Source organism: Enterococcus sp. DIV0901a, assembly GCF_051711525.1.
GTDB lineage: Bacteria > Bacillota > Bacilli > Lactobacillales > Enterococcaceae > Enterococcus_B > Enterococcus_B faecium.
In genome coordinates this window covers 2198003-2215623 of record NZ_JBIOMW010000001.1, presented here as the reverse complement: position 1 = coordinate 2215623, position 17621 = coordinate 2198003, and the positions used below count along the sequence as shown (strand labels likewise).

The 17621-nt window shown below is 35.8% G+C and carries 14 protein-coding genes and 4 pseudogenes; 13 read left to right on the top strand and 5 right to left on the bottom strand.

All coding sequences use genetic code 11. The annotated features are described in order from the left end of the window. The first annotated feature begins 41 nt into the window (after positions 1 to 41). Both IGL70_RS10695 and IGL70_RS10690 read left to right on the top strand, forming a co-directional pair. The gene (locus IGL70_RS10695; protein ID WP_010722000.1) at positions 42 to 419 is read left to right on the top strand and encodes a DUF7006 family protein; all 378 of its coding nucleotides are present in this window, start codon (positions 42 to 44) and stop codon (positions 417 to 419) included. A 96-nt stretch (positions 420 to 515) separates the two neighbouring features. Next, complete coding sequence (locus IGL70_RS10690; RefSeq protein ID WP_010722001.1) at positions 516 to 1949, top strand: helix-turn-helix domain-containing protein; 1434 nt, start codon at positions 516 to 518, stop codon at positions 1947 to 1949. 63 nt (positions 1950 to 2012) lie between these two features. Here IGL70_RS10690 and IGL70_RS10685 read toward each other — a convergent pair. From IGL70_RS10685 to IGL70_RS10675, 3 genes and pseudogenes are all read right to left on the bottom strand, one after another. Then, positions 2013 to 2384 (bottom strand): annotated as a pseudogene (locus tag IGL70_RS10685) (transposase); the annotation flags it as partial. 36 nt (positions 2385 to 2420) lie between these two features. Then, positions 2421 to 3788, bottom strand: coding sequence for an ISL3 family transposase (locus tag IGL70_RS10680; protein ID WP_043921381.1), 1368 nt, complete (start codon positions 3786 to 3788; stop codon positions 2421 to 2423). A 75-nt stretch (positions 3789 to 3863) separates the two neighbouring features. Further along, positions 3864 to 3980: pseudogene (locus IGL70_RS10675) on the bottom strand (MerR family DNA-binding transcriptional regulator); the annotation flags it as partial. A gap of 221 nt (positions 3981 to 4201) precedes the next feature. Between IGL70_RS10675 and IGL70_RS10670 the strand changes: the two are divergent. The 3 genes from IGL70_RS10670 (at position 4202) to nadE (ending at position 7511) form a co-directional block, all read left to right on the top strand. Continuing rightward, positions 4202 to 4564 (top strand): DUF1827 family protein, encoded by a 363-nt coding sequence (locus IGL70_RS10670; RefSeq protein WP_002297684.1) that lies wholly within the window; start codon positions 4202 to 4204, stop codon positions 4562 to 4564. A 638-nt stretch (positions 4565 to 5202) separates the two neighbouring features. Next, positions 5203 to 6675, top strand: a complete 1473-nt coding sequence (locus IGL70_RS10665; protein ID WP_002297685.1) for a nicotinate phosphoribosyltransferase — start codon at positions 5203 to 5205, stop codon at positions 6673 to 6675. An 11-nt stretch (positions 6676 to 6686) separates the two neighbouring features. Continuing rightward, the gene (gene nadE, locus IGL70_RS10660; protein ID WP_002307174.1) at positions 6687 to 7511 is read left to right on the top strand and encodes an ammonia-dependent NAD(+) synthetase; all 825 of its coding nucleotides are present in this window, start codon (positions 6687 to 6689) and stop codon (positions 7509 to 7511) included. A gap of 72 nt (positions 7512 to 7583) precedes the next feature. On the opposite strand, the gene IGL70_RS10655 is transcribed toward nadE, so the two are convergent. Beyond that, positions 7584 to 8474 (bottom strand): ArsR/SmtB family transcription factor, encoded by an 891-nt coding sequence (locus IGL70_RS10655; RefSeq protein ID WP_002307176.1) that lies wholly within the window; start codon positions 8472 to 8474, stop codon positions 7584 to 7586. A 197-nt stretch (positions 8475 to 8671) separates the two neighbouring features. Here IGL70_RS10655 and arfA point away from each other — a divergent pair, with 197 nt between their 5' ends. The 3 genes and pseudogenes from arfA to IGL70_RS10640 all read left to right on the top strand — a co-directional run. Then, on the top strand, positions 8672 to 10189 hold the full coding sequence (gene arfA / locus IGL70_RS10650) for an arabinosylfuranosidase ArfA (protein WP_002307178.1): 1518 nt from the start codon (positions 8672 to 8674) through the stop codon (positions 10187 to 10189). Then, entirely contained in the window at positions 10161 to 11450 is a 1290-nt protein-coding gene (locus IGL70_RS10645) for an ABC transporter substrate-binding protein (RefSeq protein ID WP_002321046.1), read from the top strand. The genes arfA and IGL70_RS10645 overlap by 29 nt, the downstream gene beginning before the upstream one ends. A 174-nt stretch (positions 11451 to 11624) precedes the next feature. Then, positions 11625 to 11780, top strand: a pseudogene (locus tag IGL70_RS10640) (sugar ABC transporter permease); the annotation flags it as partial. A 3-nt stretch (positions 11781 to 11783) separates the two neighbouring features. On the opposite strand, the gene IGL70_RS10635 reads toward IGL70_RS10640, so the two are convergent. Beyond that, positions 11784 to 12743, bottom strand: coding sequence for an IS30 family transposase (locus tag IGL70_RS10635; RefSeq protein ID WP_002303350.1), 960 nt, complete (start codon positions 12741 to 12743; stop codon positions 11784 to 11786). Between the two features lie 94 nt (positions 12744 to 12837). On the opposite strand from IGL70_RS10635, the pseudogene IGL70_RS10630 reads away from it, so the two are divergent. From IGL70_RS10630 to IGL70_RS10610, 5 genes and pseudogenes are all read left to right on the top strand, one after another. After that, positions 12838 to 13587: pseudogene (locus tag IGL70_RS10630) on the top strand (carbohydrate ABC transporter permease); the annotation flags it as partial. Between the two features lie 13 nt (positions 13588 to 13600). Next, positions 13601 to 14464, top strand: coding sequence for a carbohydrate ABC transporter permease (locus IGL70_RS10625; protein WP_002287292.1), 864 nt, complete (start codon positions 13601 to 13603; stop codon positions 14462 to 14464). A gap of 5 nt (positions 14465 to 14469) precedes the next feature. After that, the gene (locus IGL70_RS10620; protein ID WP_002297690.1) at positions 14470 to 15033 is read left to right on the top strand and encodes a YesL family protein; all 564 of its coding nucleotides are present in this window, start codon (positions 14470 to 14472) and stop codon (positions 15031 to 15033) included. A gap of 21 nt (positions 15034 to 15054) precedes the next feature. After that, positions 15055 to 16566 (top strand): alpha-N-arabinofuranosidase, encoded by a 1512-nt coding sequence (locus IGL70_RS10615; RefSeq protein ID WP_002338659.1) that lies wholly within the window; start codon positions 15055 to 15057, stop codon positions 16564 to 16566. A gap of 11 nt (positions 16567 to 16577) precedes the next feature. Further along, complete coding sequence (locus IGL70_RS10610) at positions 16578 to 17537, top strand: glycoside hydrolase family 43 protein (RefSeq protein ID WP_002297693.1); 960 nt, start codon at positions 16578 to 16580, stop codon at positions 17535 to 17537. The last annotated feature ends 84 nt before the right edge of the window (positions 17538 to 17621 follow it).

The following is a 17621-nucleotide window of genomic DNA, read 5'->3' as shown; positions in this document are numbered from 1 at the left end:
ATATAAATAGTAGAATTATTATTTAGAGAGGTGATATAATAATGGCATATACAACTTATTTTTTAAACGAAGAAGATTATTTCTTATATTTTGAACAAAAATGTAATGATAAACTTTTTTATAACAAGTATCCATTAATTGTAGCAGAGATAAAATCAATTTGTGATCAAATGAAGAAAAAAATTGAACTAGTAAATTCACAAAATTTCTTTATCATTCATTCAGAATTGATGGGCCTAGATTCTCGATTACAAATTATAATTGCATTATTACCATCTGACAATGATGATATTTTGTCATCTCTTACAGAAGAAGAGGTAGTAGAATTTTCAAGAAAAGATTATAGAAAATTCCTCAGAGAATCATTTGATGTTGAGGATAATATAATTCCGCATTCTTTATATTTTTCAATTATATAAATTTTAATAGGCTTCCATAGCCGAATTTACATATCGATTAGTTCTAGTGTCACCGATTTTTGTTGATTCTAAAAAAACGTATTAGGGGACGAGTATATGATAGAAAAATATATAGAAAAGGATATTCTAAGGCAAGTTAAAATTTTAGAGTATTTCTATGAAAGCAGGGAATTAACAACACGTGAGCTCTCACATGATTTAAACGTAAGTGAAAAAACTATTTTAAAAGATTTTTCTAAAATTGAGCAGGTTCTTGGTGATACGATTTCTTTTGAAAATAGAAGTAAAGGAAAATACTACTTCTATTTATTAGAAGAAAAAAATAGTATTCAACTCGCTAGAGAAATATATGATAGTTCGTTATTTCTTAAAATCTGTTGTCGATATTTGATGGGTGAAAAAGATTATTCGGTGTATGTTGAAGAGGAGTTTATTTCAGTTAGTAAAGCTTTTAACGTTCGAAATGATGTCGAGTCATTTTTAAAAGATATGAATTTAATTGATTCTAACGGAAATAAGGTAGAAAATGAATTAAAAAAAAGATTGGTTATGTTGTCTGTATGGATGAGAAATTCGCTAATGGGAAAATATATAAATAAGGAATATTGTATTTTAGCGGAAAGTGTAGCGACAGATATTTTAGATTACTCTGATAAAAAAGCTAATTCTAGAGAAAAAGATATGTTAACTAAAGGAATTGCTTTAATATTATTTGGTTCTAAATTAGATGAATTGTCCAAAAAGAAATTGAAAGAAACTTCTTTTGGTTCACTGTTAAAAGAAGTGTTTGATCTTATTTCTAATAAAATAGCGATAGATGAAGATGAATTTAGATATATTTCAGTACTGTTTTATCTTATTCCAACAAACTATACAAGCTATTCCGTTATGAACATGGATTTAGAAATACAAAAAAGAATTTTTCTTCAATTTCCAGAAATTGAGTATTACATTTATTCTTGTGAGAGTTATTTTGGCATCAGATTAGCAGATAATAATGTTTTTTTACAAACAATCTTATACTTTATATTATTTTCTTACTACAATGTGCAAAGTTATTTAGTTGAACCGCATGTTATTCTCAATAACAAACAAAAAGTCTTGTGTAATAGTTTAAAACAGATTACGTTAGGATGGAAAAAAAATTTCCCTTTAGAAACCAATAAATACCGAGTAACAAATGAATTATTAAAACGAATGAGTTTTGATTTATATTTTGTGTTACAAGAAGAAGCAAGAAAACCTATTTTTATCACAGTGGTTGGTAGAAATGCTATTTCTCATATGATCTTCAAGAAGTACATATTAGATTATATGCCAAGTGATAAAGTTAAAATAGATGAATGCCTCTATTACTCTTTAGCTGACGTGAAAATATATAAAAGAGATTGGAAGCAAATTATTTTATGTGAAGAATCATTAATCATAAAATCTATTTTAGATAATTTTACAGCGGAGATTATATCTGTTTCAAGATATAATCTAGAAGAAGCGAGGAATTTACTTTTTAATAAATTAACAAACGAATGATTTTGATAATACTAGTCAAGTCCAGACTCCTGTGTAAAATGCTATACAATGTTTTTACCATTTCTACTTATCAAAATTGATGTATTTTCTTGAAGAATAAATCCATTCATCATGCAGGTCCATAAGAACGGCTCCAATTAAGCGATTGGCTGATGTTTGATTGGGGAAGATGCGAATAATCTTTTCTCTTCTGCGTACTTCTTGATTCAGTCGTTCAATTAGATTGGTACTCTTTAGTCGATTGTGGGAATTTCCTTGTACGGTATATTGAAAGGCGTCTTCGAATCCATCATCCAATGATGCGCAAGCTTTTGAATATTTTGGTTGATCGATATAATCATGAATCAATCGATTTTTAGCCTCACGCGCTAAGTTAATATCTGTGAACTTAAAAATTCCTTTAACAGCTTCTCTGAAAGATCTTGAATTTTTTTGGTTCAGTATAAATTCTTGTGTAAACGGCTGTGAGATTTAGGATGCCTTTCGGGATATTTCCATTAATCGCAGAAAGAAGTATTCATCATCTGGATACCCATAACCCTTACGTCTCTCAGTCTTGATCTTATTGTTGATACCCTCAAGTTTGCCAGTTGATATCCCGTATTTGGCGAACGTGTAGATCCCTCTCAAATGGTTATTTAAGAGACGCGCAAACCAAATAAAGTGGCTATTCTCAGTTGCCTTGCAGATGTCTATGATCCCTTCAAGTCTAACGCACATTTCCACCTCGTCATGTGAGTTGTATGCCTGGTCTAGCAAGTCTTTGACGAGGTCTATTGTGAAGAAGAGCTTGTTTTCTTCCAACAGCTCGTCATACCATGCTTCATTACCGCCATAAGCCTTTATTTCTGGTGTATTGAATATTTCACCAGCAGTAGACACTAGCTTGCCTTGACGGGCATCCTCGTCCTTCTGAACTAATGTGGACCTCTTAGACATCAAGATGTAACGTGAGTTCTTAAGCAACTTAGCAGCCTCTGGAGAGCCTTCTTCAGCCAGCCGTCTTTGTTCATCCTTTCTGATCTCTGAAACCACTTTATCGTTGAAATTCTTGATAATGTGGAAGCGATCATAGACGATGTCTAGCTTGGGATAGCGCCCTTTAAAAGCTTCTTCGAAGTCTGAATTCATGTCGCAAGCCACCGCCTCAACTTTTGACATCCACTCATCGCCAACATGATCCATAAACTCGAAAACAACGGCTTTCTTCTTGCCATGGGCTAAGTAGAGAATATACCCTGTTTCCCAGTCTATGATTGCGGTGGCGTACTTATGGCCATCGTGGAGCTTAAACTCATCAATGGCTAAGTATTTTGCCTGCCTTTCAGGTTTTATGAGTGTCTTGCCATCAGTTGTAAATTTAGACAGTAGAAGAGACTTGTGAATTGACTTTACAGTCATCTTGTCCAAGCCAGTAAGCCAAGCCACTGCCTTTAGAGTAAGGCCATAGCTTAACAGTTTCTCAGTGTATTCTTTTAAAGGTTTGGTGATGCGATAACCATCAGCTTTAAAAGGGATAGACTGGCTTCTAGTGTTGAATTGGCAATCAATGTTAAGACAACGAAAACGTGCATAGGACACTCTGATATTGGTGTGTACTCCACCAATAGCGACGTGCTTAAGGGTAGATTCTAAAGACCCATTTTTAACTAGTTTTCTTGAGCAATTAGGACAGAAGGTATCACCACGCTCATCTAGCTTTCCTACAAAGGTTAATCCACCTTCATTTTGAATTGGCTCGCCAACTTGAATAAAGTCGGTAAGACCAGAATTAAAGGATAAGACACCTTTGTTAGGCATAACATCTTGAGTAGTAACTGACAGTTCTGTATAATTCATAGTAAGAAGGGCTCCCCATGTTTTTGTCGTTATTAACATTGTAAGGGACAACCCTTCTTTTTTTGTTATCTAATTTCTATTTACACAAGAATTTATACTGAACCGTTTTAGCAGTCCAATCTCATCATAAAAGCGCAAGGTTCTCGGACTGACTCCTGATATCTCTGACATTTTCTTTATTGTGTACTCCATTATTTTTCCTCCTGACAAATGTAAGCATAATCCTTTACGTAACGAGAAGGTCAAGAAAAAATTGTATTTTTTTCTCATGAAATTATGTTATACTATTAAGTGATAAAAGGTAAATCCTTTTGTCTTTAAAGGTTCAATTGTAACCGATTCCTTAATGCTAGGAAAGATGGTAACATAACTTAGATTGGATCTAAATCGACTATATAGAAAAGAGGAATGAGATGAAGCTAATCGAAACACCTGTGAATAGTAATTTAAATATTAAGACATTTTATCCTAAAGTAGTGGAATTCTTTTTTGGGAATACGGCTATTAATTATTACAAATTATTTTCGTTAGATCGAACACAACTGCTATTGGTAGACACATATGATAAAAAGCAAGTCGTGATGATCAATACGAAGAAAAAAATCACAAGGCAAGAAATCGACTATGCGATTCATCACGTTTTAAAAATGACACGAGAAGATGTCAAAGTCCATGTAGGAGTGAAACAGGAGCTAGAACGTGCCGGAATACAATTCAAACGTCCAAATAAAGATATTGTAGTGATAGAACAAAAAAATACGAAGATTTCTATTTAATAACGACTAATAATCATCTTTATGGTAACCTGCTCCATATCTAACGTATACAATAAAAAACAAGGCGAGACTGATTGATGTCTCGCCATTTTTGTTTCCATTCTATTGACAGCTGCTTTCTTACTTTTGTTTTTTTAAAAAAACGTGTGATATTTTTTCCGCGAGTTTTTTCAACGCAAGGTATATCTTGTCATAATTCGCCTTTCCAAAAAAATTCAATACATAATAAGTTATATCCGTTTCTTTGGGGATAAGAAGCAAAAAAGGAAAGATGTATTATTTGCTTCAAAAACTTTTGCCATTGATTATGTTGTAGAGACATTTGGTTATATTCGTTCAATCATCGGTATCTTAACGGCTACGATTGTAGTAGGAAAAGCTACTTATTTTATCAAGTAAGAAAAATAGAAAACGCTAATTTCTTCGTGTCTCGGATACATTGAATAAAATAAGTATTCTTTCTCGTTTAGGTTAAATACCAATAAGAAAGGATAGTTTTAGCAGATGGAGTTCATTTTTAGCAAGAAATATCCGTAAAACATGTGCTTTTTCAGAAAAAATGGAAGATTTCTTTTCCTATTAATTTTTTTTGTTATAATGGGTAGGAAATGAAAACTTGCCAAGAGGAGTAATACAAGATGAATAATACTTACCCAGACGACAGTTTGACGCTGCATACGGATCTATATCAAATCAATATGATGCAGACATACTGGGAATTAGGTCGAGCTGATTTACATGCTGTTTTTGAATGTTACTTTCGAGAAATGCCTTTTAACCACGGATACGCGGTTTTTGCAGGATTGGAACGGTTAGTCAATTATTTAGAGAATCTGACGTTCAATGATTCCGATATTGCTTACTTGCGTGGTTTAGAAGTCTATCCTGAAGGTTTTTTGGAGTATTTACAAAATTTTGAATTTAAAGCAACAGTTCGTTCTGCTCGTGAAGGAGAACTAGTTTTTGCAAATGAACCATTGATCCAAGTGGAAGGGCCTTTAGCGCACTGCCAATTAGTAGAAACAGCACTGTTGAATATGGTCAATTTCCAAACGTTGATCGCGACAAAAGCAGCTCGTATCAAATCTGTCATCGGAGAAGATCCACTATTGGAATTTGGAACTAGACGGGCACAAGAACTGGATGCAGCAGTCTGGGGAACTAGAGCGGCATATATCGGCGGAGCAGATGCAACAAGCAATGTACGTGCTGGGAAGATATTTGGGATACCAGCTAGCGGGACCCATGCTCATTCGTTAGTCCAATCTTATGGAAATGATTATGAAGCATTTATGGCCTACGCTAAAACCCATAAAGACTGCGTGTTCTTAGTCGACACTTATGATACGTTGAAATCAGGTGTGCCAAGTGCGATTCGCGTGGCGAAAGAATTAGGTGACAAAATCAACTTCCAAGGCGTACGCATCGACAGTGGAGATATGGCCTATATATCTAAGCGTGTTCGGGAACAATTAGATGCAGCCGGATTTACGGAAGCAAAAATCTATGCTTCGAATGACTTGGATGAAGCAACGATTTTGAATTTAAAGATGCAAAAAGCTAAAATTGATGTATGGGGTGTTGGGACAAAATTGATCACAGCCTATGATCAGCCAGCCCTTGGTGCAGTATTCAAGCTAGTATCGATCGAAGATGATGAAGGAAACATGATGGATACGATCAAGTTATCAAGCAATGCAGAAAAAGTAACTACTCCAGGGAAAAAACAAGTGTGGCGCATCACTCGAAATTTTGATGGGAAATCTGAAGGAGACTACGTTACATTATGGGATGAAGACCCTCGAGAAGAAGAAGCTATCTTCATGTTCCATCCAGTGCATACGTTTATCAATAAAACTGTTCGAGACTTTACAGCTCGCCCAGTTTTACAAGATATCTTTATCGAAGGAAAAAGAGTTTACGAATTACCTGCACTAAACGAAATCAAAGAATATACAAAAGAAAATCTAGATTCACTATGGGAAGAGTATAAACGAGACTTGAATCCGCAAAAATACCCAGTCGATCTGTCTACTGAATGCTGGAACCATAAAATGGCTATCATGGAACGAATGAAAAAAAGCGTAGCAGAACTTCATACAGAAGCATAGGAGGAGAATAAATGAGCCTGCAGACAGAAATTATCAATGAATTAGGTGTCAAACCAACAATTGATCCAAAAGAAGAAATACGCAAAAGTATTGACTTTATGAAAGCATATTTGAAAAAATATCCGTTTCTTAAAACTTTTGTACTAGGTATCAGCGGCGGCCAAGATTCTACTTTAGCAGGCCGTTTGGCGCAACTAACGATGGAAGAAATGCGTGAAGAAACAAAAGATGAAAACTATCAATTTATCGCTGTTCGTCTTCCTTATGGTGAACAAGCAGATGAAGAAGATGCAAAAGCTGCTCTTGACTTTATCCAGCCCGATGTTAGTCTGCGAGTAAATATCAAACCAGCTGTTGATGCACAAGTACAAGTATTAAGCGAAGCAGGTGTGGAAATCAGCGATTTTAACAAAGGAAATATCAAAGCACGTCAACGTATGATTACGCAATATGCCGTAGCTGGAGAAAGAGCAGGAGCCGTATTAGGGACAGATCATGCTGCAGAAAACATTACTGGATTCTTCACGAAATTTGGTGATGGCGGAGCCGACATTTTGCCATTATTCCGTTTGGACAAACGACAAGGGAAACAATTGCTTCAAGCATTGAATGCACCGGAAAAATTATACACAAAAATTCCGACTGCAGATCTTGAAGATGGGAAACCAATGATTGCAGATGAAGTCGCACTAGGTGTCACATATAATGAAATTGATGATTATCTAGAAGGAAAAGAAGTTCCCGCTCAAGCACAAGAAAAAATCGAAGCATGGTGGAACAAGACACAACATAAACGACATTTGCCAATTTCCGTTTTGGATGATTTCTGGAAATAACAATAAAGCAAAAACAGCCGTCCCTTCATAGGGATTGGCTGTTTTTGTTTTATAAAATAGAAAAGAAAAATATCAGCTGTAGTAAACTTTTAATTTGATATCCTGATCGTAATTACCGAATCCTTTACCAAATAAAGTACAGCCCCCCACATGTTTGGCATCGTCTTTCACTTCGATTCGCAAATGCCAAGTGTCTTGCTCTTTAGGGATGTCGTTGATCGTGATGTTTGACAAGGGTTCTCCATTCATATTCGTCAAGTGTTTGGTAATTCGGATCGTCTTCAGCAAGCCGTATTGATTAAGATTATCTGGATACCAATCAGGCGTATATTTACCGCGGATATCAGCAAAATCTCCAGGGCTCGTCCATGTTCCTAGCTCCACACCATTTAGGCTGAAAGTGATATCTGAAGGCCAATTGTCATTTGAAAAAGGAAATTCAGAAGAAATTTCCACAGAAACTTCCAACATCTCCAATGTATCCTCTGTATTTAAAAAATTAGGTGCCTGATACTCGACAAATCCGCTGGTAAACCAGAGAATGCGGGCATCCATCCTTCGAGGATCCATAAAATAGCGTGGTTCATCCACTTTCCCGATAAAATCATGGATCGTAGCTAAACCGCATGTTGGTTCAATTGCATAATTTGTATAGTGACCAATAGGTATCGATGTTTCTTTCGTATCAAAAGCATTGAATATTTTTTCTGGAAAACTGATATCGATTTTATCGACACGAAGGCTCGAAATTTTTTGTTGTCCTACTTTTTCTGTTTTGATGATGTTTGCTTCCTCTAGCTTTTTCACGTGCATTGTTGTGATAGCACTGCTTACCCCAAGTTCTTTTGCCAAATCTTTGACATTCATCTTCTTTTTGGAAAGTAGCTGGATGATCCTGATCCTTGTTTTACTAGCTAATGCTTCATATACCGGTAAGGATTCTTCGTTTATTTGTAGTTGCATATATATCACCTCTTAAAAGGTTTTTCTTATATATTAACATATTTGTTAATAAAAGTTATATTAAATTATTTGTTTTAATCATTATTAATATTTCGGTTAATTAAAATCGATAAAAAATAAGTAAGTTTAACATTTATATTATTGACAACGCTTTCAACAAGGTGTATTATTCATGTATAAATTAAAGGAGGTCAGTTATGGAAGCCACAATGTTGATTAGTAGTGTCAAGCGTGTAGGCAAAGTTGATCCGCGGTTGTACAGTTCATTTATTGAACATATGGGACGAGCAGTATATGAAGGGATTTATCAGCCAGATCATCCATCAGCTAATAAAAGTGGATTTCGCCAAGACGTCATTCACTTGGTAAAAGAATTGAACATTCCCATGATTAGATATCCTGGTGGAAATTTTGTGTCAGGATTTCGTTGGGAAGACAGTATTGGGCCCATAGCAAATAGACCTAGAAGGTTGGATTTAGCTTGGCGGACAATTGAAACGAATGAAGTTGGGATTCATGAATTTTATAACTGGTGTCAGCATGTGGGGGCCGAAATCAATATGGCTGTCAATCTGGGTACTCGTGGAGTAGATGCAGCTCGTAATTTAGTCGAATATTGTAATTTTCCTAAAGGAACTTATTGGAGTGATTTAAGGCGTTCGAATGGTCAAGAGAGCCCTTTTGGAATTAAGACATGGTGTTTAGGGAATGAAATGGACGGTCCTTGGCAGATTGGACATAAAACAGCGGAAGAATATGGACGGTTAGCAGAGGAAACGGCTAAGGCGATGAAACTCGTAGATGATTCAATTGAGGTGGTTTTATGCGGAAGTTCGAATCGGCAAATGCCTACATTTGGTGATTGGGAGTTAACAGTTCTTGATCAAGCGTACGATCAAATAGATTATTTGTCTCTTCATCAATATTATGGCAACCAAAAAAATGATCTTTCTCATTATCTTGCACGTTCCTTAGACATGGATCGGTTCATTTCTGAAGTGACAGCGATGTGCGATACAGTCAAGGCGAAGAAACATAGTAAGAAGCAGATCAACCTGTCCTTTGATGAATGGAATATTTGGTATCATTCAGCGGAACAAGATGAGCAAGCAGCGCCTTGGCAGATTGCTCCTCCTTTACTAGAAGATAACTATAATTTTGAAGATGCATTACTATTAGGCTGTCTATTAATCACTTTATTGAAACATGCAGATAGAGTAAAGATTGCTTGTCTTGCTCAATTGGTAAACGTTATTGCACCAATCAGGACAGAAACAAACGGAGAAGCTTGGAGACAGACGATCTATTATCCATTTATGCAAGCTGCTGTGTATGGACAAGGAGAGGTGTTAAGCCCACAAATTCGTTCAGCAAACTATGCGACGGAAGATTTTGAAGAAGTGCCGTATTTAGAAAGTATAGCCGTAATAAATGACAAAGAACTTGTCATATTTGCAGTTAACCGTGGAGAAGAAGAAATGAATCTAACTGTTCACTTGTCTGAATTATCAGTAGAGGGAGTGATTGATTTTTCTGAAATGAGTGGATTTGATACAAAAGCAACTAATCTTCCTAAAAGTGAACAAGTAAAACCAAGTCATTCAACAAATGTAAAAGCTGAAGATGGGAAAATCAATTGTTTGTTGAAACCGCTATCTTGGAATGTGGTCAGATGTCGTTTATCAGATGAAGGAGGAACAAAAAATGAAAGGTAAAAAATGGTTAATTGGCTCTTTGTTGGTAGCTGCAACAGGTATTTTAGGAGCTTGCGGTGGCGGAAGTTCAGCAGAATCTGATTCTGATAAAGAAGTGACTTTGACTTTTTGGAATGGGTTTACTGCATCTGATGGTGAAATATTGCAAGAAATCGTTAATGAATTTAATAAAACAAATGATAAAAACATCAAAATTGAAATGGATATCATGACTTGGGCCAATTTGAATGAAAAACTTCCTACAGCGATTTCTTCTAAAAAAGCACCTGACTTTATTGCATTAAATTATCCAGATTTTGCACAGTATGTAGAAAACGGAGCGGTACAACCATTAGACGATTTCTGGGAATATGATGGAGTAGATAAATCTGATTTTAAAGAAACGGCTATTGAATTAGGTGAAGTAGAAGGTAAACAGTATTTTGTCCCCATGCAGGTACAAGGAATGTATATGTATTGGAATAATGATTTGTTTAAACAAGCTGGATTAGATACTGAACAACCACCTACTACTTGGGAAGAATTGACAGAAATGGCACCAAAATTAACTGATAGTAGTAAAAATGTATCAGGTTTTGTCTTCAATAAGGATGGAACTGCACCGTTATATAACTGGATGTTAGCAAATGGCGGTAAATTAGTGAACGATGATTATACTAAGTCTGAATTTGCGTCTCCTGAGAACCTTAAAACGTTAAAAGCGATCCAAAAAATGATCCATGTAGACAAGACTGGTCCAGAATCGATTTCTGGCGCCGAAATGGACAATTTAATGAATGCTGGTCAACTAGCCATTGAAATCAATGGGCCATGGTTAAATAACGGATTGAAAGCAAACGAGATTGATTATAATGTGACTACCTTACCACAAGGGAGTGATTCAGACAAAAAAACAGCTATTTTAGATGGCGTAGGATATGCCATTCCGGCAAGTACAGATAATAATAAAAAAGAAGCTGTCTATGAGTTTTTGAAATATTGGAATACAACTGAAATTGGTAAAAAATGGAGTATCGAAAATGGTTTTCCTGCCTACTTGGATTCAGTAGCAAAAGATGAAGAAGTAAAAAATGATCCTATTGTATCTGAATTATCGAAACAAATGGACTATGCAGAGCCATATTTACCAGGTTTTACCCAAATCTCTGCGATCAATAACGATATCATCAATCCACTGATTGAAAAATTATTAGCAGGAGAAGATCCTGAGACACTCATGAACGATGCAGATGATGCCATCAATCAATTACTGCAAAAATAGTACAGAACTTTATACAGGATAGACTGTTGGCAAGATACAGATATCTGAATGATCGACCTAGTATTTGCAGATAGGTGTTATTGCAAAAATCACAGCGATTGTTCGGATATCTTATTCAGATTCGTTTAAACCAAGATTGTATATTTTATCAAAATGAAAGATGAGGTGGACTATATGAACGGATTCACCAAATATTGGAATCGTCCTGATCGTGCTGCGTATTTGTTTTTAACTCCATCTTTTTTAGTTTTATTATTATTTACTGTCATACCGCTTTTAGGAACATTTGCTATTAGTTTTACAGATTTGAATATTTTCTTTACATTTCGTTTGTCAAATTAAGTTAGACAAATCATCTTTTGTGACGTAACTCAAAAATACTTCCATTGGTGTCCGATAGTGTAATGATTTTCTAGGAATATGATTTCGTTTCGATGCCACCGATTGGATAAAGGTTTCAGATACACCATTAAAATCCATAGCTTTATACAAACCATCTTTACGTAATAAGCCATTTGAATGTTCATTCAATCCTCGTTGAGAAGGTGTTCCTGGATCCGCAAAATAAATTGAAATATCGTTGGTATTACTAATCTTTTTCCAATTTGAGAATTCTTTTCCACAATCAAATGTGATGGATTTAAATAAGTTTTTTGGGACACAACGAAACCATTGATTCAGCCTATTTTCAATGTCTTTAGCCTGTCTGCCTTCGGGTTTCAAGGTAATGATGACTTTAGATAGCCGTTCAACTAATGTGATGACCGCGCTTTTATGTTTTCCACCCACGATAGTGTCACCTTCCAGGTGACCAAATTCATGATCAAACTGGGTATAGTCTGTCTTTCTGTCTCGGATTGACCGGCGAAACCCTTGTTTTCCTCTTTTTTCTTTATGACCGTTTGGTTTTCTTTTTCCCTTCATTGGTAAATCGTGAGTGTCAAAGGTTTTATCTTTAAACATTCGATACAGTGTGCGTACCGAACAAGCAATAGGAAACTCTGCTCGACCAATAAGGACATCAGGAGCCCACCCTTGAACAACCTTTTTTTGAATGTATTCCTGTTGCTCATCAGGTAAAACAATCGGATGTCTTCCGCAGTTACGTTTGTTTTTCTTATATTGTTTATAGTAGCTCATTGCGCTTCCACCAGATTTAAGAAAACGATAGACCTTATAAATAGTTTGTCGAGAACGTTGTAACAGATTGGCTACTTTTGAAACAGGTTGTGATTGATTGAAATAAGCTTCTATCATTACGAGTTCAGTTGGTGTAAGATGGTTATAGGTCATTTGTACTCACTCCTTATAATTCTTTCGTCGGAACTATTTTGAGTGTAGCACAAATGACTTTTTTTAGTTGTCTAGCTTAATTTTACAATCGGCGACATCAAGAAATTTTGTAAGTTTTGAAAATTTCACACGTATATTTAGTGATGAACGAGCAGTTAATTCGTTGATTCATTCTTTATATTTCACCGTACTCGAAACGCCAACACAAATTATCGTTGGTTTATTAGCAGCAGTAGCATTATCTAAAAATACCAGATTCAATCGTTTTTGTCGTTCGACATTTTACATTCCAGTTATTTGTTCATTGACGTCAATTGCGATTATTTTTTCTATGTTGCTTGATCCGAATGTAGGGGCGATTCCTTACTTGTTTTCACAAGTCGGCTTGCCGATCCCTCAATTTTTTCGCGATCCAACCCTTGCTATGCCGACGGTAGCCATCATGACTGTTTGGAAGAATTTTGGTGTTACTATGACGATTCTCTTGACTGCTATTCAGGGAATCTCTCCCTCTTTGTATGAATCTGCTCAAATGGATGGTGCAACAAATCGACAGCAGTTTTTTAACATTACACTACCTCAGATCGTTCCCTCCTTAGGTTTTTGTATTTTAACGAATCTGATTGGTTCGATGCAAGTGTTTGACCAAGTATATGTTGCAACCGCTGGTGGCCCACAATTTAAGACAGAAACAGCTGTTCAATATATTTACAGTCGAGGATTTACAGCACCTTATGAATTGGGCTATGCATCAGCACTGTCTTCGGTTTTGTTTATCATTGTTGCAACTATAGCTATCTCCACTAATGTGTACATGTCACGGAAAGAAAAACAAATGAAATAGGAGGGAAACCTGTATGGCACCAGAAAGCTCGATTACAGTTACTGTGAATAGTCGAAAAGCAGTTAGTGGTAAAAAAATCATTCGAACGATTAGTATGCTAGTTATATTGTTGGTTATTGCGTTTCCTTTTTTGTGGCTGATTATTTCTTCTTTTAAACACGAAAAAGACATTATCTCATTTCCGCCTAGAATATTTGCAGATAGCTATACCCTAGATAACTATATTAAGGTTTGGACAACGATCCCTTTATTAGATTACATCAAAAATACAGTGATTTTTGCTGGAGGGACAGTGATCACTTCTGTATTCTTTGATTCTCTTGCGGGGTATGCATTTGCTCGTATGCGTTTCAAAGGAAAATCAGTTTTGTTCTATTTCGTTTTGCTGACAATGATGATCCCATTCCAAGTCTTCATGATTCCTCTATTTATTGAAGTCAATTTGCTTGGCATGCTTGATACTTATGCAGGTTTGATCATTCCTCGTATGACAACTGCATTTGGTATCTTCATGATGCGTTCCTTTTTTATTACTTTACCAGATTCTTTGGAAGAGGCAGCACGCATTGATGGATTAAGTGAGTTTAATATTTTTTTGAAAATCATGTTGCCATTGAGCAAACCTACTCTTTTATCATTAGGGATTTTCACGCTGATGAATAGTTGGAATGACTTGCTTTATCCATTGATATTGACAAGTAGTTCAAAAATGAGAACTTTACCAGCAGGGTTAGCTTTATTTACGGGGCAGAACATTTCTTTTTATGGACCTGTAATGGCTGGAACGGTTATTTCAATGCTGCCATTACTAGTGGTTTATATTTTTGCACAGAAATATTTTGTTCAAGGAACAGCTATGTCTGGAATGAAAGAGTGAGGAAGATGAAAATAGTTGAGACTAAATTTTATGGACAGTTGATTGTGGTTTCTGATTACATCTTATTAGGTATTCTCTGGGTAATCGTGTGTTTGCCTGTTATTACTATCGTGCCTGCTACATGTGCTGTTTTTTATGTAATGGCGCAATGGAAAGGTGAGGGATCAGGAAATATCATTTATTTTTTCTTTCAAGGAATAAAGCAACATTTTGGTAAGAACTTGTTCCTTAGTCTGTTAACGATCATTATTTATTTTCTTGTTAATCAATTATTAGAAGAACAGACAATCGTACTTTCAATTAGTGGATATGTAGTTTCACTTATTTATTCCATGTTTCTTTTATCCTGGATATATGTGATTTCTGAAAACAAAGATATCACATTTTTACAAATTTTTGAACAAAGTGCATGGAAAGTATTTTTTGATTTTTTGAGAAATATTCTTTGTTGCGTATTGTTATTAGGATTTGTACTGCTCATATTTCTTTTCCCTCCTTTTATTTTTATCTTTGCTGGTGGCGTATGGAAACTTGTATCTATTATCTTGACTATAGGAAATGAAAGGTAGGGAAAGCTGTTGGACGAAGAAGTGAAAGTAAAAATCAGAGAGGATTTTACGGTAGGAGAGATCAGTTCTCGGCTGTTTGGCTCATTTGTTGAGCATATGGGAAGTGTCGTCTATACAGGGATTTATGAACCGGGCCATGAAACAGCTGATGGTGACGGGTTTAGACAAGATGTCCTCTCTTATGTAAAGGAATTAGAATTAGGTGTCATTCGCTATCCTGGAGGAAACTTTACATCTGGTTATGATTGGGTGGATACTGTAGGTAGGAAAGAACAACGACCAAAAAAAATTGATTTAGCATGGCGAGGTATAGAACCAAATTCTTTTGGACTCCACGAATTTTTTAAATGGATCAGTCATGTACAAGCGAAACCGATATTCACGGTGAATTTAGGAACAAAAGGAATTGATGAAGCAAAAAATTTAGTAGAATATTGTAATTTTCCAAAAGGAACCTTCTGGAGTGATTTAAGAATAAAAAATGGGCAAAAAAAGCCTTTTGGCGTTAAATTATGGTGTTTAGGGAATGAGCTAGACGGTCCATGGCAAGTGGGGGCTAAGAGTGCTTATGAATATGGTAGGTTAGCAAATGAAGCCTCAAAAGTCATGAAGTTAGTGGATGATTCAATTGAAACAATCTTAGTTGGAAGCTCTACGCCACGTTTACCATCGTACCCTGAATGGGATCGTATCGCATTAGAAGAAGCTTATGAGAATGTAGATTATTTAGCTTTGCATAACTATATTGATAAGTATGATGAAGAAGACTTGACTAAACCTCCTAAAAATGAGCGTGATGATACAGCGACATACCTTGCAAAAGCTTATCGATTCGATCGTCAAATTGAAGAAATCGTTGCTACTTGTGATTATGTGAAAGGATATTTGAGAAGTGAGAAAACAATGTATCTAGCGTTTGATGAATGGAATGTACATGCCCAACCGGAAAAAAGACATAGGGATTTTGAAGTCGGTAGTCCCATCGATTGGTGTTACTTTACTATGGAAGATACATTATTATTTGGTTCATTAGGGCTGGCTATTTTACGACACGCAGATCGCGTAAAGATTAGTTGTCAATCATTGTTAGTAAACACAATACCTTTAATACTGACAGATGCTAAAGGACAAGCATGGAGGAATCCAACTTATTATGTGATGCAACACTTATCGAAATATGCTAAAGGTCAAGTATTGGAACAACAAATCATTTGCCCTGTTTATGATTGTGAAAAGATAAAAAATGTTCCTTATGTGGACAGTGTGATCGTAGATAACGGCAATCAGCTGACTATTTTCTTGATCAATCGCACAAATGAACAACAAAAGATAACGATTGAACATGATTTCAATTTGCTAGATCAAGGAGAGCACTACACATTAACCAGTAGCGATCTGTTGGACAAAAATACACGTGAAGAACCAGAAAAAATAAAACCTGAAATAAACTATTTTTCAATAGAAAAACATGACGAATTAAATGTAGGGATAGAAAAATATTCTTGGAATGTAATTAGAATAAAGAAAATGTGAGGAAATTTGTTATGATGAAGACACTTTATAATAATCCTATCGTTCGGCAACGGGCAGATCCTTGGGTATATAAACATACAGATGGTTATTATTATTTTACAGGATCGGTTCCAGGCTACCAAGTGATTGAATTAAGAAGGGCAAAGTCACTGAATGAATTAGAACATGCTGAAAGCCTGATTGTATGGCAGGCTCATGAAGAAGGACCGATGAGTGAATTGATCTGGGCACCTGAAGTCCATTATATCAATGGAAAATGGTATATTTACTTTGCTGCAAGCAATCATAAAACTATACGTGATGAATCTCATCATCACCGCATGTTCGTACTTGAAAATCAGCATATAGATCCAATGAATACAGATTGGATAGAAAAGGGACAAATAAAAACGAAAAGGGAAACTTTCAGTTTAGACGGAACAACTTTCTCTTCTCAAGGAAAGCTATATTATGTGTGGGCCCAACAAGATCCTGAAATTACTGGGAATTCTAATCTTTATCTATCCGAAATGGATAATCCTTGGACGTTAAAGGGGAAGCAGATCCTCCTTTCTATACCTGAGTATGAATGGGAAAAACGGGGTTTTTCAGTAAATGAAGGTCCAGCAGTCCTTACTCGCAATGGGAAAATATTCATTACGTATTCTGGTAGTGCAACAGATGAAAACTATGCCATGGGCCTGCTGTGGGCTGATGAGCACAAGAATCTTTTATTAAAAGAATCATGGCATAAATTATCGGAGCCAGTATTCGTTTCTTCTGAAAAAAATAAGCAATTTGGTCCTGGTCACAACTCGTTTACGGTTTCAGAAGATGGGTGCTTTGATATTTTGATCTATCATGCTCGACCAGAGAAGAACCAAAAAGGGGATCCGTTAGACAATCCCAATCGGCACGCGAACGCGCAATGCTTTACGTGGAATGAGCAAGGATTTCCAGAATTTGGTGAACCTGTTCCGTATGCCTTATGAGCACAAGAAACCTTGATTTTTGCTTGAATAAACCTTGCAGACTCGTTATGATATATGTACGTACAAATAAAAAGGGGCAAGGCA